General features: G+C 39.1%; 13 protein-coding genes. 9 read left to right on the plus strand and 4 right to left on the minus strand.

Translation table 11 applies throughout. The features are described 5' to 3' along the window. Window positions 1-4: 4 nt before the first annotated feature. From LZZ90_RS03745 to LZZ90_RS03755, 3 genes are all read right to left on the minus strand, one after another. Complete coding sequence (locus tag LZZ90_RS03745; protein WP_370640607.1) at window positions 5-883, minus strand: glucosaminidase domain-containing protein; 879 nt, start codon at window positions 881-883, stop codon at window positions 5-7. Beyond that, entirely contained in the window at window positions 880-1,773 is an 894-nt protein-coding gene (locus LZZ90_RS03750) for a 1-aminocyclopropane-1-carboxylate deaminase/D-cysteine desulfhydrase (protein WP_237789352.1), read from the minus strand. The genes LZZ90_RS03745 and LZZ90_RS03750 overlap by 4 nt, the downstream gene beginning before the upstream one ends. Before the next feature lie 84 nt (window positions 1,774-1,857). Then, complete coding sequence (locus LZZ90_RS03755; protein WP_237789353.1) at window positions 1,858-3,768, minus strand: T9SS sorting signal type C domain-containing protein; 1,911 nt, start codon at window positions 3,766-3,768, stop codon at window positions 1,858-1,860. A 541-nt stretch (window positions 3,769-4,309) separates the two neighbouring features. Here LZZ90_RS03755 and LZZ90_RS03760 point away from each other — a divergent pair. From LZZ90_RS03760 to LZZ90_RS03775, 4 genes are all read left to right on the plus strand, one after another. Beyond that, window positions 4,310-9,388: a GEVED domain-containing protein gene (locus LZZ90_RS03760; protein ID WP_237789354.1), complete on the plus strand. Its 5,079-nt coding sequence runs from the start codon at window positions 4,310-4,312 to the stop codon at window positions 9,386-9,388. A gap of 363 nt (window positions 9,389-9,751) precedes the next feature. Further along, complete coding sequence (locus LZZ90_RS03765; protein WP_237789355.1) at window positions 9,752-14,869, plus strand: GEVED domain-containing protein; 5,118 nt, start codon at window positions 9,752-9,754, stop codon at window positions 14,867-14,869. A gap of 154 nt (window positions 14,870-15,023) precedes the next feature. Then, the gene (locus tag LZZ90_RS03770) at window positions 15,024-16,676 is read left to right on the plus strand and encodes a hypothetical protein (protein WP_237789356.1); all 1,653 of its coding nucleotides are present in this window, start codon (window positions 15,024-15,026) and stop codon (window positions 16,674-16,676) included. Window positions 16,677-16,894: 218 nt separating this feature from the next. Next, entirely contained in the window at window positions 16,895-18,343 is a 1,449-nt protein-coding gene (locus LZZ90_RS03775; protein WP_237789357.1) for a hypothetical protein, read from the plus strand. 1 nt (window position 18,344) lies between these two features. Here LZZ90_RS03775 and LZZ90_RS03780 read toward each other — a convergent pair whose 3' ends face one another. After that, a complete protein-coding gene (locus tag LZZ90_RS03780) occupies window positions 18,345-18,671 on the minus strand; it encodes a hypothetical protein (RefSeq protein WP_237789358.1) in 327 nt (108 codons plus the stop codon). A gap of 28 nt (window positions 18,672-18,699) precedes the next feature. On the opposite strand from LZZ90_RS03780, the gene LZZ90_RS03785 reads away from it, so the two are divergent. The 5 genes from LZZ90_RS03785 to LZZ90_RS03805 all read left to right on the plus strand — a co-directional run bounded on the left by LZZ90_RS03785 (window position 18,700) and on the right by LZZ90_RS03805 (window position 23,354). Further along, window positions 18,700-18,879, plus strand: coding sequence for a DUF5522 domain-containing protein (locus LZZ90_RS03785; protein ID WP_237789359.1), 180 nt, complete (start codon window positions 18,700-18,702; stop codon window positions 18,877-18,879). A 229-nt stretch (window positions 18,880-19,108) separates the two neighbouring features. After that, window positions 19,109-21,094 (plus strand): urocanate hydratase, encoded by a 1,986-nt coding sequence (locus tag LZZ90_RS03790; RefSeq protein ID WP_237789360.1) that lies wholly within the window; start codon window positions 19,109-19,111, stop codon window positions 21,092-21,094. Window positions 21,095-21,174: 80 nt separating this feature from the next. Further along, window positions 21,175-21,708 carry a DUF4136 domain-containing protein gene (locus tag LZZ90_RS03795; RefSeq protein ID WP_237789361.1) on the plus strand — a complete coding sequence of 178 codons (534 nt, stop codon included), beginning with the start codon at window positions 21,175-21,177 and terminating at the stop codon, window positions 21,706-21,708. A 137-nt stretch (window positions 21,709-21,845) separates the two neighbouring features. Next, window positions 21,846-22,232: a group III truncated hemoglobin gene (locus LZZ90_RS03800; protein ID WP_237789362.1), complete on the plus strand. Its 387-nt coding sequence runs from the start codon at window positions 21,846-21,848 to the stop codon at window positions 22,230-22,232. Window positions 22,233-22,304: 72 nt separating this feature from the next. Beyond that, window positions 22,305-23,354, plus strand: coding sequence for a DUF6340 family protein (locus tag LZZ90_RS03805; RefSeq protein WP_237789363.1), 1,050 nt, complete (start codon window positions 22,305-22,307; stop codon window positions 23,352-23,354). The last annotated feature ends 115 nt before the right edge of the window (window positions 23,355-23,469 follow it).

Here is a 23,469-nt window from a genome sequence, read left to right on the forward strand (position 1 = left end):
TATATTATGATTTTATTTTTAGAATTTGTCCGATGGATATTGCATTTGACGCAAGTCCGTTTAACTGAATAATCTGTTCCACAGAAAGATTGAACTTCTTCGAAATGGAATAAAGGGTATCGCCTTGACTAACTCGATACGATTTCTCATCCAAAGGCATTTCAGAAATTTTAGCAATAGCTTTATAACCAGAACCTATTACTTCTTCATCAATTTTATACAATTCATAGCGTTCGATCAGACCTATTAGCTTATCGGGATATTTTACATCTGTAGCATATCCGGCAGCGCGTAATCCTCTGGCCCAAGCCACATAATCGCCTTTATCCAATTTAAACAAATTGGCATAACGGCTTCTTGAAGTTAAGAACAAAGAATGATCGCGGTAGGATTCCGAAGGATGCTCATACTTTCTAAAACATTCCTGCTCAGCATCATCATCATGATGAACCGAATCCCCATTCCAACCGGTATGGCATTTAATTCCAAAATGATTATTGGCTTTTTGGGCTAAAATTCCAGTTCCAGCACCCGATTCCAAAACACCTTGGGCTAACGTAATACTGCAAGGAATGCCGTGTTTACGCATATTCTCTTTGGCAATCTCTTTGTATTGGGAGATGTACGAATTCACAACTTCTGTTGTAACGGTCATTTTGGAAGTAGCTTCTAACACTTCCGATTTTGCTCCTGAGGATGTTGTAGATGTTGCTGTCCCTGAAGATGTTTTTACCGGACCTGTCTTGGTGACTATTGGCCTTTTTTTCCTAGTATCAGATTTTGTTTTAGCCGTATTGACAGTTGATACCCGAACCTTAGAACTGGATCCGCAACTGAAAATCAATAACAAAACAACAAGCGTTGTAATTTTTTTCAACATCATATATAATCAATAATTGGTAGTCCTTTCTTTTTTAAGACTTCGTTCATTCCTCTTATTCCCTGCAATCCGCCTGTGTGAATGGCCAGAATTTTAGAACCTTTCTTGAAATAGTCTTTCTTGATTAAATCCAAAATCCCAAAAAACATCTTTCCGGTATATACCGGATCCAATGGAATTCCAGTCTGTTTATGGAAATCATTTAAAAAACGTACCAGTTCTTCATTTATTTTAGCATAACCTCCGAAATGATAGTCGTTATTTAAAAACCAGCGCCCATTTTTTGCAAATCTACAAATATCCTGCGATAAAAAATCACCCTTTAACACAGCAAAGCCAATCGCTTTCTGGTTCGGATGCAATGAATTAATGATTCCCGAAACGGTTCCTCCCGTTCCTACCGCACAACAAACGTGGGTAAAATCGGCATCGGAAGCAGTAAGTATCTCCTCACAGCCCTTTACCGCCAATTCATTGGTACCTCCTTCAGGCAAAACAAAAACCTTACCATATTTTTCAGAGATCTTTTCAATAAATTCTGTTGTTTCTTTTTGACGGTAACATTCTCTGGATACAAACTCAAATTGCATGCCATTTTCTTTCGCCAAAGACAAAGTAGCATTTTGATCAATTTTATCAACAAGTTCTTCTCCTCTTATCACACCGATTGTATGAAAACCAAATTCATTACCCGCGGCTGCCGTTGCCGCAATATGATTTGAAAATGCTCCCCCAAAAGTTAGCAACTTAGAAAATCCTTGATTTTTTGCTTCTTGCAAATTATATTTAAGCTTTCTGAACTTGTTTCCGGAAATCTGAGGGTGCAACAAGTCTTCTCTTTTTACAAAAAGAACAATTTCATTTGGAAATTCAATATTAACAACTTGATTCAATTTTTTTTAGCAAATTTAAACTAATAAACAAAAAAAGTGCAACCAAACCGGCTGCACTTTTTTGTTTATTGCAGTGAATACTGCTTATTTTTTTACAAGAACTTTTTTACCAAACTCTTGGTTATCTTTCGAATTTACTCTTACGATATAAACACCATCACTTAAACCTGAAGTTGGGAATGTATATTCTGCATTTGAACCTAAATTAGCTTTTGTAAAAACTTGTTTTCCCGTAATATCGAATACAGTACACGATTTCAAATCCAATTGTTTTGGATTGCCAATTGTCAGATTATGTGATTCGTTGTTTTGATACACTACGAAATTATCGGCAAAGGCTGCATCATTAGAAGAAAGTTTTTCATCCTGGAAAGTAATTTCAAAACGATCTTTAACACTTCCTGCTGGCAAGGTAATTTCAAAGAAGTTATTTTTAATATCAAAATATTCTCCCGTTTGCTTGTCGTGTAAATAAATATTTTCCGCCAAATCAAAATTTATCAAATCCCCGACAGTTATTCTATAGGTAGTTTGAGCACTTGCTTTGAAAGCGAAAGGAATTCTTTTATCGATTGAAAACGGCATAGTTGAGATCACATACTGCGAACCATCACTTAAAGGAAAATAGGTGTCATTTGGAAGACTGCCCTCAGAAGCAACTGCATCCAATGCTACATCATAACCATCCGTAGCGTTAGAATTGAAAGCTAAAGCAGTTTCTCTGGTAAACTGATCATTCAACACTGTATGGATGCGAATTTGAGGAACTTCTGCCTTTGAATATTTAGAATAATCCACTCCAGCAACATTTTGAATTTCAGGCCAATTACCAGTAGCCGTATTTGCAGTACGATCAAAAGTAGAGTTTGAAGCTGCACCTTCTTTAACGAAAACACGATAAATGTTTTTCATTTGTACAGTTCCATTTACCAAGCCTTGAACCTGGAATCCTTGTCCTATTGGAGCAAACATTCTTTTATATCTTTCTGCACCAGGTAAAACTGGACCAGTTGTATTCGGGGTTCCATCTCCATTATAAGTATTCCATGAAGCGTTTACATAAGTTCCCGGAGAGAAAGCTGTAGCTCCATTTGGAGAATAGGTTCCATAACCGGCAACATATTGGCTTAATACGTGAGAATTAGCCGTTTTAGCATGTTCCCAATAATATGCATTTCCATTGATTTTTGCAGTTCCCGGCACGAAAACATAAGCCCCTGTACCATAATTTACAGTATAACCGCTATTTTCAAGCAAAAACAAATTGACATTGATTGCAGAAGGGTAAGGATTCCCCGTTAAGGTACGATTAGGATAATCAGGCCCTGGAGTACTGCCTACTGTAATATCAATAGTCCCGTCATTGGGTTTTCCTCTAAAATCATAACGCTGATTGTTTCCTGGATTATTAACAACTCCTAATATGGTTGTATTATCCGATCCGCTTACACCTTTCATAGTAAAACCTTCTCCTGGCAGAAGTGTATTGGCACTTCCAACATAAACCCAGTTGGCATACTGATTGGAATTAACAAACTTGTAAATCCATCTATTTGAAATCACCAAAGTAGAATTTGTTGAAGAACCGTCAAGAGTAGTAACAATACTTTCTCCACCAAAATTGGTTACCGTAGATGGTCTTTTTAATTGACCGATTCCAAAAGCATTATTACCAGCCGCTGCATTTGGAACACCTACCGGCGAACACCACTGGTTGTAACCAAAATTATTCGATGTCCCTTCTTGGTACACAGAAAGATCACCAACTCCTTTATTGTTACCCGAAACGGTTGTTCCTTGAAGCAATTGTCCTTCACTTCTAAGGTAAAGATTACTGGTGCCCGAATTCAACTCCAAATCACCTTTAACAAACAATTGTTCATTGTTAACAAACACATAACTGTTAGGGCTTACATACATTTGAGCCATTAAAGACTCCTGGTTAAACATTGCCACCATCAGCAACAATGACCCTTTAAGTAGATTTGATCTCATAAGCAGATTTTTTTAACAATACTCGTTCTTCAAATTTAAGCTTTTATTCTTTTAAAAAAAATATTTCCTTTTGTTTTTAACCCTGTTTTTCAGCATTTTATCCCATTTCTCAAAAAAACACTTAAGCTTTTAACAAATAGATGCAGCAATTGAAAAAAAAAGAAAAAAAATTAGGTTTTTTCCTTCAAAAAAAGCATCTAATTCAGTGTTTTTTCTTATAAAAAATGTTATTTTTTTTTAACATGAAAAGAAAAATGTTTTATTTATAACACTTATGTGCAAAGATAACAATTCTTTAACACAAAAAAAAACGTAAATACTTTCATCGTTCAAATGCAAAAAAACCGGTTAAACCGCATTGGCAAAGAAAATTTGAACACAAGTCAAACTTAAATCCCTTAAATGACTCATAAAACAAACACAAAAAAACCAAAAAATAAAAAAACATCACGCAACCATACTGTTAAAAACACTACAATATTTTAATAAATTTGAAAATAAGGAACATATTTATTAATCCACAAAATGCCAAATCAAACCTATGAAAGAAAATTACAAAACTTTTACAACTACTGGCAGTCAATGGCTTAACCTAAAAACAAACAACGATCAAAATTCAATCAATGAAAAAGCAAACCTTAAACTACTCGCTTTTTTCATTTTAACATTTATGATTTTTACCAGCAATTCAATTGCTCAGGTTAATATCACAAAACCAAATCTTAACATTCCCGTTTGTTCTGGGTTTCCTACCGCCTATTATCCGTTAGGAAACATTGTGATAACCGAAACTGCCACATCCAACTTTTCCGGAGGTGTTGGTGTTACATTAATTTTATCAGCACCCGCCAATTTCGAATTTCAAACTGGGGTCGGAAACACTACAGTTGCCGCTGGAAGCAACCTAACATCCGTATCGACATCTGTAACCGCCACTACAGTAACCATTACCTATACCTGTGGAGGAACTAACAAGTCTGATGTGATGACTATTTCTAATTTATCCGTAAGGGCAATAAACACTACAAGTACACAAAACATAACTCGAACAGGGGGAACAGGAACAATAAATGGATTAGTTGCCGGAACCACTTTAACTAACTCACTAAATTCCGCAGTTGCTACTCCACCAACAGCAGCCAACGCAGGTCCCAACCAAACATTAGCTGCTTGTGCCACCACCACAACCCTTGCAGGAAATACCCCAGCTGCAGGTACCGGATCATGGTCTGTAGTTTCAGGAACGGCAACTATAACCACTCCATCATCCCCTACCTCAGGAGTTACAGGACTTGCTTTAGGCACAACAGCTACTTTACGCTGGACAATCACAAACGGATCATGCCCTCCGTCTACAAGCGATGTAACCATAACCACTTCCAATGGACCGGGTTGTTGGGTTTACTGTACTCCAACTTCAACATCAGCAACAACGTATCCAATTTCTAATGTAACTTTTGCCGGTATAAACAATAATTCATCCGCAGCAACTTCTGCAGGTCCGTTTTATCAGGATTTTTCGGCTGCTTCAGGAAATGTAGTAGCAGGAAATACTTATACATTTACAGCAACAGCAACAGGAACATCTCCAAACCCTTTTGGGATTTATGTATTTTTCGACTGGAATAACAATGGTGATTTTTCCGATGATGGGGGTCCATACACAGTTGGCACATACACTACCAACTCAGCTACTTTGAGTACTAACATTACAGTACCTCTTACAGCAACCATTGGAACAACAAGAATCAGGGTATCCAACCAATACAATGTTGTCCCCGGACCGTGTCCTTCTGGAGCAGGATCTTTTCAAGATGAAGATTACAGCTTAAACATTTCTGCACCCCCTGTATGTACAACTCCAACTGCACAACCAACTGCATTGGTACTTACACCCGCTGGAACAAGTATCTCGGGGTCATTTACGGCTGCAGCTCCAGCTTCGGATAGCTATCTTGTAGTTTTCAACACAACCGGAGTAACTCCAACACCTGTTAACGGGACCACTTATACTACCGGAAGCTCTATTAACGGGAGTATAGTAGCAGAAACCGATGGGAATACAACGTTTTCAATTGGAGGATTAAACACCTCTACCTTATATTATGTATATGTATTTTCATTTAATGCAAGCTGTACCGGCGGCCCATTATACAATACAACTTCACCCTTAACCCAAAGTACGACAACTACTGCTGTTGCACCAGCATATTGTTCTCCTTCAACAACAAATGCACAGGCTTCGAACCGATATATTGATGATGTGAGTTTCTTGGGTACTTTAAACGACATTAACAATTTCAACACCAGTTATTCTACCACTCCAAACAACGGCTTTCAGAATTTCACTGGATTAGCCAATAAAGCAATCCAGGCACAAGGAGAAGGAGTTAACGTTTATGTAGAAGCTAATTCAAGAGGACGCTGGAAATCATGGGTAGACTGGAACAAGGATGGAGACTTCAATGATGCCGGGGAATTAGTGTATGATTCCAATGCCGCAACATTAACTACAACCTTTGGTTTTGTTGTTCCAACAACAGCAATTCCAGGAAATTACAGAATACGCATTCGTCTGTACAACAGTTTTTATACTGTAGGACCTCCAGGACCACCAACAACATACGAATCCTACAGTTACGATTTTAATTCATGCGAAGTTTTCGATACAAATATTATTTCCGGGTATACCGCCTATGAATATGGAGAAGCAGAAGATTACCTGTTCACTGTAGTACCTAGTTGTGCAGCAAACATCACTGATGTTACCAACGGGGAAGTTTGTGGATCCGGAACAGTAAATTTAAAAGTTACCGGTACAGCCGGCGTTACACAATACCGATGGTATACTAATGAATTTGGAGGCGCACCATTCACCACTACTCCAACAGGAAACTGGACAACACCGGCTTTAGCATCAACAACAACCTATTGGGTTACAGCCTATAATGGAAGTTGCGAATCACTGGTAAGAACAAAAGTTATTGCTAAAGTAAGCCCTGTCCCTACTTTAAACTTTACTCCATCCAACCCACAAGTTTGTGGTGAGAATGCGGTTATTTCTTTAACCGCCGCCGGAGATACAGAATTGGTCTATCTGATTGACGAAGATTTTGAAACAGGAGGAGGCTTAGGAGTTTTCACAAACGCAAATCTTGTAAGTAATGCTGCGGTAAATGCACAAACGATGTGGCAAAACCACACAAGCACCTTTATTCCAACAGGCTTAACCTGGTATCCGGCTATTTCTTCAAACTTTGGAGCTAATCATTTTGCGATGGCAACTTCAGATGTGGGCACTTGTGGAGCATCTTGTTATTATACTGTAGACAACGCATTAGTTTCTCCAATTGTAAACTCGAACACTTTTACCGATTTGACGTTAAAATTCAGAATGTACTATTCAAGATACTTCCCTGACGGAAACGTAACTTATGACCCTATTGAATTCATGCAGGTTCAGGTTTCTACCAACGGAGGCGGTGCTTGGACAACCATCAACGGAAACATTATTACCGACCAAGGAATCGGCACCCGTTTTGCAGATATGACTTATAATTTAACTGCATACATCAACAATCCAAATCTTCGCATCCGAATCCGCTATTATGCCAGTTCATGGTGCGATGGTGCCGCAGTTGACGACATTCAGCTATACGGAACAAAACCATTAAACACAGCATTCAACTGGTCTGGAGCTTCCCTACCTGATGCCTATAACGATGCTGCCTGTACCATTCCATACGTTGCAGGAACACCTGCTGTTACAGTTTACGTAAAACCAACTTTGGCACAATTAGAGCAAGGGACATATACTTTTACTGCAAGTGCAATTTTATCAAATGGTTGTTCTGCAAGTAGTCCGATTACTGTTACCAACAATTCTAAAGTGTGGAAAGGTACCAATTCAACAGATTGGAACGATGCCGGCAACTGGTCTCCTGTGGGAGTCCCAACCATTAACAACTGTGTGATTATCCCTGCAACGAGTATCATTTCTGGGGCGGGTTATAATGCTTATGCTAAAAACCTAACAGTAAAAAACACCGGTAACTTGCTGCAAAACCCTGTAACTAATTTAACCGTTGCGGATTGGGTAAATGTTAATGCAGGTGGAGAATACAACATTAAAGACGACGCAAGTCTTGTACAAAACAACAGTGCAGCAGTAAACTCGGGTATTGTTAAAGTTGAAAAAATTACTCCACCGATGTACCGTTTTGATTATGAGTACTGGAATTCGCCGGTAACTTTAGCATCAAATTTCACATTAGGGACTTTATCTCCTAATACCTTATCCGACAAGTATTGGAGTTACGACCCTCAAGTTTGGGGATATAACGGACATTGGAAAAGCGAAAGTACCGCTACGGTAATGAATCCTGCAAAAGGATATTGTGTAAGAGCTCCACAAACCTTTTCAACTAATCCGGCAACCAAAACTCCTTTTACAGGATTATTCATTGGTACACCAAACAATGGAGTTGTAACTGTTCCGATGTACATCAGTACAAATGCAACCGCAATTGCAGCAAACGAACAGGATTTGAACCTAATCGGAAACCCGTTCCCATCTGCCATCGACATAGCAGCTTTTATAACTGATCCAAGAAACACAGCAGTTGCCGACGGAACAATTTACTTATGGTCTCATGTTACACCATTGAGTACAGCCAATAGTGATCCGTTCTATCAAGATTACGTTTACAACTATCAGGCGAACGACTATGTAACTTTAAACATCGCAGGAAGCGTTAAACCAATTCCTTCAGGCTATGGCTTAACCACCTATCCCTATGTTGCTTCCGGACAATCATTCTTTATCAGAGCAAAAGCAAACGGAAATGTAGTAATGGACAACAATATGCGCGTAACAGGAAACAACAGTACTTTTTACAGAAGTGCATCGGAAACTGAAAGAAGCGTTGACAATAATTTAGGAACGATTCAAAAAGATCGTTTTTGGCTGAATTTAACACGTATGGGTGGAGCCGGTTTCAGTCAAATGATGCTTGGTTACGTTGAAGGAGCTTCTGAAAATTGGGACAACGGTTTCGATTCTCAAGCACTAAAAGCCGCATCGGTTAGCTTATACACCTTTGCGGAAGATAAAAAACTATCGATTCAGTCAAGAGCCTGGCCTTTAAATCAAAACGATGTTGTACCTATGGGTTACAAAACCAATGTTGCAGGAAATTATGCTATTGGGATCGACAGTTTGGATCAGGCATTTGAAAATCAAGACGTTTTCGTGGAAGACCGCTTATTGAATGTGATTTACAATTTAAAATCAGGTCCTTATATGTTCTCAACCGAAGCTGGAACTTTTGACAATCGTTTCAACATTCGTTATACCAATTCTACATTAAGCAATGAAGAAATCACAATGTTAGAACATTCTGTTTTTGCCTATACAAACGGAAAACTCAATGTAAAATCATCGATTGAAAAAATAAAGGCAATCACAATATATGATATGCTAGGCAGAACTCTTGTTGAAAACAACGATGTTAATCAAAATGATTTCACAGCAATTAAGTTAGCACCTACTCAATCAACACTTATTTTAAAAATAATGTTAGACAATGGTGCTGAGATTTCTAAAAAAGTTATTTTTTAAAGAAAATAAACCTTTTTAACCAAAAAAGCCAGTAAGACTTTCCTTATTGGCTTTTTTCATTAACAATTCCTCAACAAAAGACATACTTTATGAATAAAGAACTTTTTTAAACATTTAAAATAAATTTTGTTATAATCATAACTAAAAAAATCGATAAAAAAGTCTTCAAAAAAATGCTTTTCCTCTCCAAACCGCCATAAACAAAGAAGCCTACCTTTTCCGACAAAATTAAAACAATGCTTTTTTAAATTCACAAATCTTTAACACTTAGAAGTATTACGTCGATTTTTTTTGATTCTTTGCCGATGATTTAATATTTTCACAAAAAAATAACCAAAGCATAACCAATTTAGCTTATTTATTGTGAAAAAAAACTACTCATTAACCGTCTTTTTAAGCAAATTAAAAGATAAAAACAAGCTGTTTTGTTTTGAAAAAAACTACTTCTTTGTTTTCATTTTTCTTTTGACTTTAACATTTACAGGACAAAAAGGGTTTGCACAAGGAACAACATGTGCCACAGCAACTCCCTTAACCGTTAACCCGGCCACCTGTAACAACAGTGCCTCTATTACAGACACAACACAAAACGCCCCCACGATGTCTAATGCCGCATGTACAAACAGCGGACAAACAAGGGAAGGATGGTATTATTTTACCACTCCTGCAGGCCCAACATTAGCCTATACAATTACAGGTATAGCAAGTAATCAAAACTTAGGTTTAATTTTGATTTCCGGTGCGTGTTCAGGACTTTCTCACACAGCTTGTGCCAACACCACAAACTCAAACGGTGCCCAAACCGAAACCATTACAGCCAATTTACCAGGAGGTACTACCTATTATGTTAAGGCGGTAAATTTTGGTAACAAAGACATGAATTTAACCAGTCTTTGTGTTACTGCAACGTTAGACCCTTGTACCTCTGCAACAAACATTGCAAACTGCGGAACAGCAATAACAGCCAATATTGCAGCTGGTAACGGAAGTTATTCTTCTTCAGCCTGTGGTTTTACAACAGGTGGTAACGAAACAATTTATACGTTCACACCCGCTACAACTGGTAACTATGTAATTCAACAAACAAGTTCTTTTGCATACATTGACTACCAATTTAAAACTTTTGCTTCCGGATGTTCTTCTACCGGATGGACTTGTATTGATGATCTTTCTGGTGCTGCAACAAGCCCTGGTTTTACTTTAACAGGTGGAACACAATATTATATACTATTAGATCCTGAAAGTACCGCAGGTGGAACAGTTAATTTCACAATTACCTGTCCAGCAGCAACACCGGCAAATGACAATTGTGGTCAGGCAATTAACTTACCTGTAAACGCAACGTGTTCTTATGCGACTTACACTACAGCAGGAGCAACCGCATCTTCTGGACACCCTGCACCAGGTTGTGCTTCATATACTGGCGGAGACGTATGGTTTAAATTTACTGTCCCTGCTTCCGGAGAAGTAACCGTAGACACACAAACAGGATCAATGTCTGATAGTGGTATGGCATGGTATACAGGTACATGTGCAGGCTTAACGCTTTTAGAGTGTGACGATGATGACAGTGCAAACGGTCTAATGTCTTCAATTACAAGAACCGGTCTAACTCCAGGGTCTGTAATCTATGTAAGATTTTGGGAATACAGCAATGACAATCCAGGAACTTTCGGAATCTGTGCAAGTTCACCAGCTCCATGTACAGTACCTACTGCACAGCCAACTGCTCTAGTCTTAACTCCTTCAGGAGGAAATGTTAGCGGTACATTTACCGCAGCCAGCCCTATTCCAACAAATTATTTAGTGGTTTACAGCACCTCAAACACTCCTCCTGTTCCAACAAACGGAACAAGCTATACTGTAGGGGGAACTGTTGCTCCTGGTTATATTGTTGGCGATATCGATACTGATACTGCCTTCACGGTAACAGGTCTATCCTCTAATACAACTTATTATTTCTATATTTTCTCTTTCAACCAGATTGGATGTTCAGGTGGACCAACTTATTTAACAACTTCTCCACTAACCAACAACATTACAACTGGCTTAGCGTATTGTACTCCTTCAGCAACCGGAACAGATTACATTACAGGGTTTTCAACAGCAAACGGTGTAAACAATATTACTTACACCAGTGGTACCAGAAATCCGAACGGTTACGGTGATTTTTACACTTCAAGAACAGTATCTCAAATTCAAGGAGGAACTATTAACTTCACAGAAACCTATGTTTCAAGTTTTAGCCATGGTTTCAGAATCTGGGTAGACTGGAATAACGACGGTGATTTTGTTGATGGAGGTGAACAAGTTTTCGCTTCAGCTGCAATTGCCACTGGACATACCGGAAGCTTTGCTGTTCCTGGTGGCGCCAGCATTGGAGATCACAGAATGAGAATTAGAGCATATTACAACAACAATACGGTTGATCCATGTGCAACTGGATATGTAGATAGTGAAGCTTTAGATTTCAAACTTACAGTATTAACACCTCTTGCCTGTGCAGGAAACCCAAGTAACCTTACAGCTTCTGCAATTACAGGGAACTCGGCAACAGCTTCATGGACTGCTGCTGCTCCAGTACCAGGTTTAGGTTACCAATACTATTTAACAACCTCTTCAACTGCTCCAGTAGCAGGAACTACACCTACAGGTTCTCTTGCGGGAACTTCAGTGAACTTAACAAGTTTAACTGCTGAAACTACATATTATTTCTGGGTAAGATCTAACTGTACAGTGGCCAACCAAGGTTATTGGATAGGACCTTTAATTATCAGAACTCTTTGTCAGGCAGGAACAGGAACAGGAACTTCTGCATTAGCATGTCCAACTGTAATTTCAGGTGGTCTTGGTCTAAACGGAGCTCCACCTCCAGCCATCACTTGTTCATCTGCATCCAGCTGTGTAGATTTAGAGGCTACCTACTTGGCTCTTGGGCAAACTACCTCATATGCAGCTACATCTATACCTTATGCGCCTCCTTACAATTTCGGTTGTATGGCCAATCCTGTATCAGTAAATGTGGATGACGTATGGTCTCCGACAATTAACTTGCCGTTTAACTTCTGTTTTTACGGAACCAATTACAACAAATGTTTAATCGGTTCAAATGGGGTAATTACTTTTGATACAACAAGTAATACACCAGGAGGTTCATCAGCTTGGTCTTTCTCTTCTAACCTTCCAAGTACTTCATTATTTAAAAATACAATTTTTGGAGTGTATCAGGACATTGACCCTGGTAAAGGAGGAACTATAGGATGGGAATTGATCACGTTAAACTCTGGATGTAGAGCCCTTGTAGCTTCTTGGAAAGACATCCCTATGTTCTCAACAAGCTGTAACTCAATGCTATACACAGGCATGATGGTATTGTATGAAAACACAAACATTATCGAAGTTTATATTAGCGAGAAAAACATTTGTGCATCTTGGAATGGTGGTAATGGTCTTGTTGGTGTTCAAGATTCAACAGGTACTGTTGCAACCACAGCTCCAGGAAGAAACAGTTTGGATCCTGATTGGACCGTTACTAACGAAGCTTGGAGATTTACACCAAATGGAACTTCAGTAACCTCTATCAAATGGTATGAAGGGGCAGCAATTCCACCAATTACACCATCAATTGCTACAACAAACAACATTAACGTTTGTCCTGCAGCAACAACAACTTATACAGCTGAAGTAACTTACAGCTTATGTAATGGTAGAACTATAAAAGAATACGGACAAACAACCGTAACGGTTGCAGGTAACAAGACTTGGAATGGATCGGTAGATACAGACTGGAATAAAGCAAACAACTGGACTCCTTCTGGAATTCCAACAGCTTTAGATTGTGTTGTTATTCCTTCAACAACTAACAAACCATTAATTTCAGGAACAAACTACAACGGATTAGGTAGAAACTTAATTGTTCAAAACGGTGGTATTTTAACTATCAACCCTACCAATAACATTTCAGTTACTGATGCAATTACAATCAACGCTGGTGGTGATATCATTGTGGAAAGCGGTGCATCAATTATGCAAACCAACAACGTTGCCAACACAGGTACAGCTCACATTAAGAGAAATACACAACCTATGTATCGTTTTGACTATTCGTACTGGAACTCTCCTGTAACTCAAGCGTCCAACTTTACTTTAGGAACTTTATCGCCAAACACATTATCAGACAAGTATTGGAGCTACAACCCACAAGTATGGACATTTAATGGTCACTGGCAGGCAGAAACTACAGCGACTGTAATGACACCTCTTAAAGGATATGCGGTTAGAGCACCACAAACTTTTTCTACAAATCCTGCAACAAGAAGTGTTTTCACAGGAACATTTATTGGAACGCCTAACAATGGTAATTTCAGTATTCCGCTTTATATAAGTACAAACGCTACTGCTATTGCTGCAAATGAACAACGTCTGAATTTGATTGGTAACCCATACCCATCTGCAATTTCAACCGATGATTTCATTAAGCACAACAGTGTGGACAATCCAAATATTGATGGAACAATTTATATCTGGACACACGCTACACCAATAAGCAATGCTACGCCTAGTCCATGGTACCAGAACTATGTTTACAACTACTCAGCTAGTGATTACATAAATAAAAACCGACTAGGTTACACAGGAACTTTACCAACAGGTATTGCACCGGCTGTGGTTACCGATTATATCGCTTCTGGTCAGTCGTTCTTCGTAAGAGCCAGAGTTGGCGCAACTGCTGCAGCTTTAAACAATACAATGCGTAAGTTGAACAACAATGGTTATTTCTTCAGAGAATCCGATGATACAGCCGGACCTGCAGAGAAAAATCGTCTTTGGTTAAACATCAGTAACCTTAACGGTGGCGGATTCAACCAGACATTAGTTGGTTATACTTCTGAAGGTACTCTTGATTGGGATTACGGATTGGATGGAGAAACTTTAAGCAGCTTAACGACTTCTATCTATTCCTTAGGAGCTGACAAAAAATTATCAATTCAAGCCAGACCTACTTTCGACATAAACGACCAGGTTCCTATGGGATATAAAGTGCCGGCTAGCGGAACTTATTTTATAGCAATTGACCGTTTTGATGATTATTTCCAAAATCAGAATGTATATTTAGAAGACAAACAAACCAATGTTATTCACAATCTGAAAGCAACTCCATACAGTTTCAATTCAGAGGCTGGTTCATTTGATGATCGTTTTGTTCTTCGTTATACTGAAACTACTTTAGGAAATCAGGATATTTCAGAATTGGAAAATTCAGTAGTTATCTTTACCAACGATAAGCTGAATGTGAAATCAACCTTAGAACCAATAAAAGAAGTTATCGTTTACGACGTTTTAGGAAGAGTACTTCTTAACAGTAAAGAGATTAACAAATCTGATTTTACTGCAACTACACTTTCACAAACAAAATCTACTTTAGTAATTAAAGTAACTTTGGAAAATAATGCAGTTATTACCAAAAAGGTAATTTACTAACAATCAACCTCTTTCAAAAAGACCGCCAAATGGCGGTCTTTTTTTTGTACTTATAAAATAAAAATTAACAACATAATCCTTGTGAAATTTTAAAAATACCCTAGTTTTGCGCAATTTTTAAATTTTTATAACTAAAACTGCGCCAAAACTACACATGAAGAAAAAACTGTACTACCCTATCTTATCTGCTTCATTACTTTTCCTATCTACTGTAAATGCACAAGTTGGTATTGGAACCACGACTCCAAGAGGAGCACTAGACATTAATTCCTCCACATCAGGTTTTGTGCCTCCACAAGTTTCCTTAACTAGTTTAATTGTAGCAGCGCCTGTAGTTAACCCACAAGGAGGAGCTTTAGCAAGAGGTACAATTGTCTGGAATACAAATACAGCTGGAGTACTACCCAACAATGTTTCGCCCGGATTGTATTATTGGAATGGAACACGTTGGATTTCTGTAGCGGGTTCTCCCGGAGGACTTGATTGGTCCATCATTGGTAATGGTGGGATAGACGGAGGAGTTACAGGAGCAACAGGAGTAACTGCCACTCAAGGAGCTAATTTCATCGGAACCTACGACAATACAAACGTTGATATTCGAACAAACGGAAGGCACGCCGCTCGAGTAAGTGCACTTGGAGAATTTTTTATTGGTGCTTTAGAAACCGTATTGCCGGGAGATTTAATGAATGGAGTTAGCGAAGGCAACGCATCCTTCCCATGGGCCATTAATGGTTATACCGACCAAAATGGAGCAGGTGTTTACGGATCAGTAACTGGAGGTACAACAAATTTTGCAGGAGTACAAGGAGAATACAAAGGAAGTGGAACAAGAGGTGCAGGAGTAAGAGGAATCGTAGAATCTACAGCTGCAGGAAGCGGTTTAACTTCTTTTAATGCTGGTGTAGCTGGTGATTTATCAAATAACAACGATTGGGCTTTTGGAGTTGCCGGAAGAACAGTTAACAGTACTGGAAAACAAGTTGGAGGAGTTCTAGGAACCAATACCGACAATGGAACTTACGCAATGTTGGGTTATGAAAGAAGTAATGGAGCTGACTGTGCCGTTCTAGGAAGCGTGAACTATGTAAGAAGCACGGCAAGAAATCAGGCTGATGGAACAACTCGAAGTGATGCATCTATCGGATTGGGAATTCAGGGAGGTTTTTTGGGTGGCCATGTTAAAGGTGATCAATACGGTTTAATCACTAAAGGAAATCGTTTCGGTCTTTACACAGACGGAGCAACAATTACCAACAAAACTTATGCGGTTGTAAACGAAAACGAAGGAGCAAAAATCGTTACTTATGCAACTACCTCAACAACTATGGAGGTTTCAGCCAAAGGAGTTGGAAAATTAGTTAACGGAAAAGCTCAAATCACTTTCGACAAAAACTACTCCGATCTAATTGCAAAAAACAAACCAACAGTGGTAACAGTAACTCCAATGGGGGAGACTAACGGGGTTTATGTAACTTCTGTCAATACTGACGGATTTACCATCAAAGAAAACAACAAAGGAACATCAACTGCCGATTTTTATTGGATTGCTATCAGCGAGAAAAAAGATGCGGAAGCAATGGCTGTTCCTCAAGAAGTCCTTGCAAACGATTTCAACAAAAATCTAGACAGCTTCTTAACCATCGACGAACAAGCAAAAGAAACTTCAAAAGCAATGTGGTGGAATGGTTCGTCGTTAGAATTCGGAAAACAAGCTCCGTCAAAACCAGCGCAAGAAAAAACAGCTATTGAGTTGGATAACCGAAAAGGAGAACGAAAATCTGAAAAAAGATATTTAAGAAAATAATCCATATTCCCTATTTTTAAGAGACTGATCCCAAAAAATTCAGTCTCTTTTTTTTTACAAGCATACTACAATGCTTTTTACCGATTATTTTACCTATTTCACCCAATTTTCAAATCGAGAATTTAAAATAAAAAGATAATGCGGTAACTTTGAGTTTCCAAAACTTCCCAATAGGCCGTTTGTTTCATAAATCGATTTAAGAACTAAAAAACTTAATTATGAAACGAGTTAGACTTATACTTTTATCGTCCCTCCTTTCTTATGTACCGCTTTTTGCACAAGTTGGGATTGGAACAACTACGCCTCGAGGCGCCTTAGAAATCAACTCAACCACTAACGGATTTATTCCTTCTCAAGTTGCTTTAACCTCCATTATTGTTTCCGCACCGGTTGTAAATCCGCAAGGTGGAGCACCAATTGCTGGGACCATAGTTTGGAACACCGCTACAACGGGGGTTTCACCAAACAATGTCGTCCCAGGGCTCTATTACTGGAACGGCTCTAGATGGATTTCGTTTGCCGGTTCACCCGGAGGGTTAGACTGGACCTTAAAAGGCAACAGTGGAACCAACGCAGGAACCGATTATTTAGGAACAAACGACGTTCAGGATTTGGTGCTAAAAGCCAACAACATTGAACGAATCCGTATGGGTACCAGCGAAACCGTGGTAAACGATAATGCCCAGAACTACAACTTCAGGGTAGAATCCACCTCAGAAAATCAGATGTTTTTTGTGGATGCCGCCAACAGCCATGTACACGTAAGAGCGGCTTCCCCCTTCCCAACTATTGATATGTTCACAGCGGTAGGACAAACCGATGACTATGCTATTAACGGATATGCAACCGGACAAAGTTGCGCTGCGGTTTACGGAAGACATTCTACTGCGGCAACAGGTACCAATATGAATTCTGCCGGTGCTTTTGATGGAGCAGGAAGCGGTTTTAGCACACAACCCGGCTGGAATGTAGGTGTTGTCGCTACAGGAACACAGGCAGGGCTTTTCGGAACTGCCACTAACCCATCCAACAATAACAATCAACGCCAAGGAGGCTACTTTTCCATAACAAATACCGGAGGAACAACTCAATCAATAGCAAGTATAGCAGGAAGAGACAATGGTGGTGGAGGTAATTATTATGGGGGCTTCTTCGATGGAAACCAATCAACCAACGACTATGCCTGGGTTGGTGTGAGAAATGGAGGTACAGATTACAAAATTTTAGGTGCAGGAAGCGTTTCCACTTTAGTAAAAGACTACGATAACCAACAGAGAATTCTTTTCTGTCCAGAATCACCCGAGGTAACCTTTACCGATTCCGGAACTGGAAAATTAGTCAATGGACAAGCTCGAATCGAGTTGGATCCCATCCTGACTAAAAATATCTTTGTAGATGACAAGCATCCTTTGAAAGTATTCATCCAACTCGAAGGAGACTGCAACGGAGTTTTTGTAACTAATAAATCAGCCAGCGGGTTTTTGGTGAAAGAGCTTCAAAACGGAAGATCCAACGTAAATTTTTCATGGCAGCTAATCGCTTCCAGAGATGATGCAAAAGATGCATCCGGAAACATTACCTCAAAACACATTGATGTTCGTTTCCCGATAGGCCCAGAAAAACCAAGATTCAACGAAAGTTCAACCAGTAAAGCATTGAAAAAATAATTTAAAGATACTTTACAAATTTCCAAAAAGGCCTTTGCTTTAAATAGTGAAGGTCTTTTTCATTGGCATAGGCTTCACGTTCAAAACTTATGTTTCTATAAGCAGTATGTCTGTTTTTACAATGCGCCCATCGTATTAAAAATTCAACAAAATACCATACAAAAAAGGGGACAACCAGCAGCTCCAACTGCTGACGTATATGAATCATTTCGTGGTTAATAATCACCGTATCTTCCCTATCCTTTTTGTGCGTTAACACAATAAACGGAAAAAGTGTAATCCCTCGAAATCCCTTTGGTGTTAAATATTTAATTACAACTACTATCATTCGAGGTAAAGTTCCTAAATTTGCTGTTATGAATGAACAAATTAACCCTAATAATTTAAAAGAAGGGGAAGATTTTTATTATACGCCGGAAGGATACAAATGTTTTACGGAAAAATACCATTTAAAAAGAGGGTATTGCTGTAAAAGCGGTTGCCGCCACTGCCCTTACGGCTTTGATAAGAAAACAGGACAAATCAATAAAAAATAATAGTTGGGCGTTCCCCTACGGGTCGGGCTATCCGCAAGTACATGGTACTTTGCTGCTATCCCTAACGCAGATCAGCTACAAAAACAACACAACATTTAAAAAAATGGACCTCCATTTACAGTATTACCGAATTAAAATATACAAATCCTACCACAGGTCGGATATTCGTTATCCCTAGCTGTTCGTCTTTTTACCGATGAACAAAAACGAATAACCAAATACACAAAAAATGACATTTAAAGAACAAATACTGGAAGGAATTCCATCCATTTTACCCCAAGCAAAACCTTACGAAGCAAGTATCAACCACGCACCTAAACGTAAAGAAATATTAACCGAGGAAGAGAAGAAACTGGCTATTGCAAACGCCTTACGTTATTTCCAGCCAAAGCAACATACCGAATTAATTCCAGAATTTAAAGAAGAATTGGAAAAGTACGGCCGTATTTACATGTACCGTTTGCGTCCGGATTACCAAATGAAAGCGCGTCCAATTTCAGAATATCCTGGAAAATCGGAACAGGCAAAAGCCATTATGCTAATGATCCAGAACAACTTGGATTATGCTGTGGCGCAACATCCGCACGAATTGATTACTTACGGTGGAAACGGCGGAGTTTTTAGTAACTGGGCACAATACCGCCTAACCATGAAATACCTTGCCGAAATGACCGAAGAGCAAACCTTGGTAATGTATTCAGGACATCCGATGGGACTTTTCCCTTCCCATAAAGACGCACCAAGAGTAGTAGTTACCAACGGAATGATGATTCCTAACTATTCTAAACCAGATGATTGGGAAAAATTCAATGCATTAGGAGTAACGCAGTACGGGCAAATGACCGCAGGAAGTTATATGTACATTGGTCCACAAGGAATTGTACACGGAACCACCATTACGGTTTTAAATGGTTTTAGAAAAATCAAGAAAAACCCAGGCGGTAATTTATTTGTTACTTCCGGTCTTGGTGGAATGAGTGGTGCTCAGCCAAAAGCGGGAACTATTGCAGGTTGTATTACCGTTTGTGCCGAAGTAAATCCTAAAATTACCAAAATCCGCCACGAACAAGGTTGGATTCACGAAATAATTGAAGACTTAGACCAATTGGTTGCCCGCGTGCGTAAAGCTCAACAAGCTAAAGAAATTGTATCAATTGCCTATTTAGGAAACATTGTGGATGTTTGGGAAAAATTCGATCAGGAAAACCTTCACATCGATTTAGGTTCAGACCAAACCTCACTTCACAATCCTTGGGCTGGAGGATATTATCCGGTAGATATTGCTTTTGAAGATGCCAACGAAATGATGGCCAACAACCCGGAGCAATTCAAAGTTGAAGTACAAAAAACGTTACGTCGTCATGCTGCTGCCATCAACAAACACACGGCAAAAGGCACTTACTTCTTCGACTACGGAAACGCTTTCTTACTGGAAGCTTCTAGAGCCGGAGCCGATGTTATGGCAGAAAATCCAACCTTAGGAAGAGAATTCAAATACCCGTCTTATGTTCAGGACATCATGGGACCAATGTGTTTCGATTATGGTTTCGGTCCGTTCCGTTGGGTATGTTGTTCCGGAAAACCAGAAGATTTGGCAAAAACCGACAAAATTGCCTGCGATGTTTTAGAAGAAATGATGAAAAATTCTCCATCTGAAATTCAGCAGCAAATGGCCGACAACATTCAATGGATTAAAGGAGCTCAGGAAAATAAATTAGTAGTAGGTTCTCAAGCCCGTATTTTATACGCCGATGCAGAAGGAAGAACCAAAATCGCAGAAGCTTTCAACCAAGCCATCGCCAAAGGTGAAATCGGATATGTGGTTTTAGGTCGTGATCACCATGACGTTTCCGGTACCGATTCTCCATATAGAGAAACCTCTAACATATATGACGGTTCTCGTTTTACAGCTGATATGGCCATTCACAACGTTATCGGGGACAGTTTCCGTGGCGCTACTTGGGTATCCATCCACAACGGTGGCGGTGTTGGTTGGGGTGAAGTTATCAACGGTGGCTTTGGTATGGTTCTTGATGGTAGTAAAGAAGCTTCAAGACGCTTAGAATCAATGCTTTTCTGGGACGTAAACAACGGAATTTCCCGCAGAAGCTGGGCCAGAAACGAAGGCGCTATGTTTGCCATAAAACGCGCTATGGAAACGCAACCATTATTAAAAGTGACCATCCCTAATTTAGTGGATGAATCGTTATTATAGTTTGAAGTTTAGGTTTTGTACTAATCGTTAAAAAAAAGAGCAACTTAAAACTTCAACGCATCAACTTAAAAAGAAGCACTATGAAGACATTAAAACTGCTTTCGTTAACCTTACTCTTCATTGCAGGAGCCTGCAGCACGGTAAGAGTAGATTCTGATTATGACAACAAAGTCGATTTCAGTCAGTACAAAACCTATGCTTATCAAAAAAGCGGCATCGATAAAGCCGAGATCTCCGATTTGGACAAAAAGCGTATTTTGCGCGCCATCGATGCAGAAATGAACAAAAAAGGATACACCAAAAGCGACTCTCCCGATTTATTGGTAAACATCTTTACCAAAGAAAGGGAACAAGTAGATGTAAACCAATACAACGCCGGTTGGGGTTACGGCTGGGGTTGGGGTTGGAACCCTTACATTTGGGGAGGACGAACTTATGTTTCCACTTCAACTGAAGGCACTTTGTACATCGACTTAATCGATGCCAAGAAAAAAGAACTTATCTGGCAAGGAAAAGGAAGTGGGTACCTCACTCACGACCGCGAGAAAAAAGACGAACGAACCAACGAGTTTGTTTCGAAAATTCTGGCTCAATTCCCACCTGAAAAAAAATAACTTTATGCAAAAGACTGTCTTAGGACGGTCTTTTTTTTATATTTCAATTTCACAGCAGGTTAAAAATTTCACAAACTAACATTTATCATGTTTTGAAATCAGAAACTCCGCTACCTTTACTTTAAATTAAGAATACAATGAACGACATCCAAAATCTGGACGACATCAAGCAAATGGTAAATTCTTTTTACGAAAAAGTACAAAAGGACGATTTTATCGGCCCAATTTTCAATGAAAAAATTCAGGAGCGCTGGCCGGAACACCTTGAAAAAATGTACGGTTTCTGGCAAACGGTTTTGCTGGATGTTCGCGCCTATTCCGGAAGTCCATTTCCACCTCATGCCACACTTCCCATCCAGAAGGAACATTTTGAGCGCTGGATCGAAATTTTCACCCAAAACATAGACCAGCAATTTTCCGGACCCATTGCAGAGGAAGCTAAATGGCGCGCCTCAAAAATGGCCGAAATGTTTAATTACAAAATCGAATATTTCCGAAACGCCAATCAAAAACCATTAACCTAGATTTTTTCGCTTATTATTTTGATTATTTCGCAAAAAGTTTACATTTGATAAATAATCAATTTGCTGATACTCATGACAAAAAACTATGCTAAACTAATTGTAACAGGATTGTTTTCGGGATTGCTTTTCTCATGCAGCTCGACTAATTTAATGACTTTAAGTGTGACCGAACCGGCACCGATCTATCTGGAATCCAAAGGAAAAAATGTAGGGATTGTAAACCGAAGCCTGCCTTCCAAGCAAAACGAAGCCATCGATGTTATCGACAAGATCTTATCGGTTGAAGGGAAAGACCTCGACAAGGATGGGGCCAACGAAATTATGTTGGGCCTTCAGAACGAACTTACCAAAAACAACGGCTTTTCTTCTGTAAAAATTCTTGAAGAGAACAATTTAAAAAGCGTAGGATTGAGTGTTTTTCCTGCTGCTTTACCATGGGAAACCATTGAGAAAATTTCAAAACAAAACCATATCGATTATTTGTTCGAACTTTCTTTTTACGATACTGATGCAACTGTTGCTTACAAAACCGCTACTGTCGAAAAAGCAAATTTATTAGGCATAAAAATTCCGGTAATTGAACATCAGGCAACCATTTCAACTTTAGTAAAAAACGGGTGGCGTATTTATGATGTGAGAAACAAAAACATTATCGACGAAATCGCCTCTGACAATATGGTTACCTCAACCGGAAGAGGCATCAACCCTATGAAAGCAGTAGAAGCCATTATGGGACGCAAACAAAACGTACTGCAGTTAAGTAATCATTTGGGCAGTGATTATGCCTTAAAAACTTTACCTTATAAAATCAGGGTTTCCAGAGATTATTATGTAAAAGGAACTTCAAATTTTGAAATTGGAAGACGAAGAGCCCAAACCGGAAACTGGGACGGAGCAGCCGAACTTTGGGCAAAAGAAGTCAACAATTCCGACCCTAAAATTGCCGGAAGAGCCTGTTATAACATGGCGATCATTAATGAAATCAATGGGAATTTAGATGTTGCCGTAGACTGGGCTTCAAAGTCCTATAGTGATTATGGCGATAAACTTGCATTAAAATACCTTAACCTATTGAAAAACAGAGTCTCCAAATTACAGCAATTAGAATCTCAAGTTCAATAACAGAAAAGAGGGTAAAAGATGAGAAAATTAGGGACAATCAGATACTTATAGAATGCTAAAAGCGTTGTAATCTCTTTAAACATTTCATAACTTTACCACCAAATACAACACACTG

Origin of the sequence: Flavobacterium sp. SM15 (assembly GCF_022012335.1) — a bacterium.
In the GTDB taxonomy this organism is placed as follows: domain Bacteria; phylum Bacteroidota; class Bacteroidia; order Flavobacteriales; family Flavobacteriaceae; genus Flavobacterium.

Coding starts and splice junctions, on each gene's coding strand:
- LZZ90_RS03745 (WP_370640607.1), bottom strand. CDS start 883: ATGATGTTGAAAAAAATTACAACGCTTGTTGTTTTGTTATTGATTTTC.
- LZZ90_RS03755 (WP_237789353.1), bottom strand. CDS start 3,768: ATGAGATCAAATCTACTTAAAGGGTCATTGTTGCTGATGGTGGCAATG.
- LZZ90_RS03760 (WP_237789354.1), top strand. CDS start 4,310: ATGAAAGAAAATTACAAAACTTTTACAACTACTGGCAGTCAATGGCTT.
- LZZ90_RS03770 (WP_237789356.1), top strand. CDS start 15,024: ATGAAGAAAAAACTGTACTACCCTATCTTATCTGCTTCATTACTTTTC.
- LZZ90_RS03775 (WP_237789357.1), top strand. CDS start 16,895: ATGAAACGAGTTAGACTTATACTTTTATCGTCCCTCCTTTCTTATGTA.
- LZZ90_RS03780 (WP_237789358.1), bottom strand. CDS start 18,671: ATGATAGTAGTTGTAATTAAATATTTAACACCAAAGGGATTTCGAGGG.
- LZZ90_RS03785 (WP_237789359.1), top strand. CDS start 18,700: ATGAATGAACAAATTAACCCTAATAATTTAAAAGAAGGGGAAGATTTT.
- LZZ90_RS03790 (WP_237789360.1), top strand. CDS start 19,109: ATGACATTTAAAGAACAAATACTGGAAGGAATTCCATCCATTTTACCC.
- LZZ90_RS03795 (WP_237789361.1), top strand. CDS start 21,175: ATGAAGACATTAAAACTGCTTTCGTTAACCTTACTCTTCATTGCAGGA.
- LZZ90_RS03800 (WP_237789362.1), top strand. CDS start 21,846: ATGAACGACATCCAAAATCTGGACGACATCAAGCAAATGGTAAATTCT.
- LZZ90_RS03805 (WP_237789363.1), top strand. CDS start 22,305: ATGACAAAAAACTATGCTAAACTAATTGTAACAGGATTGTTTTCGGGA.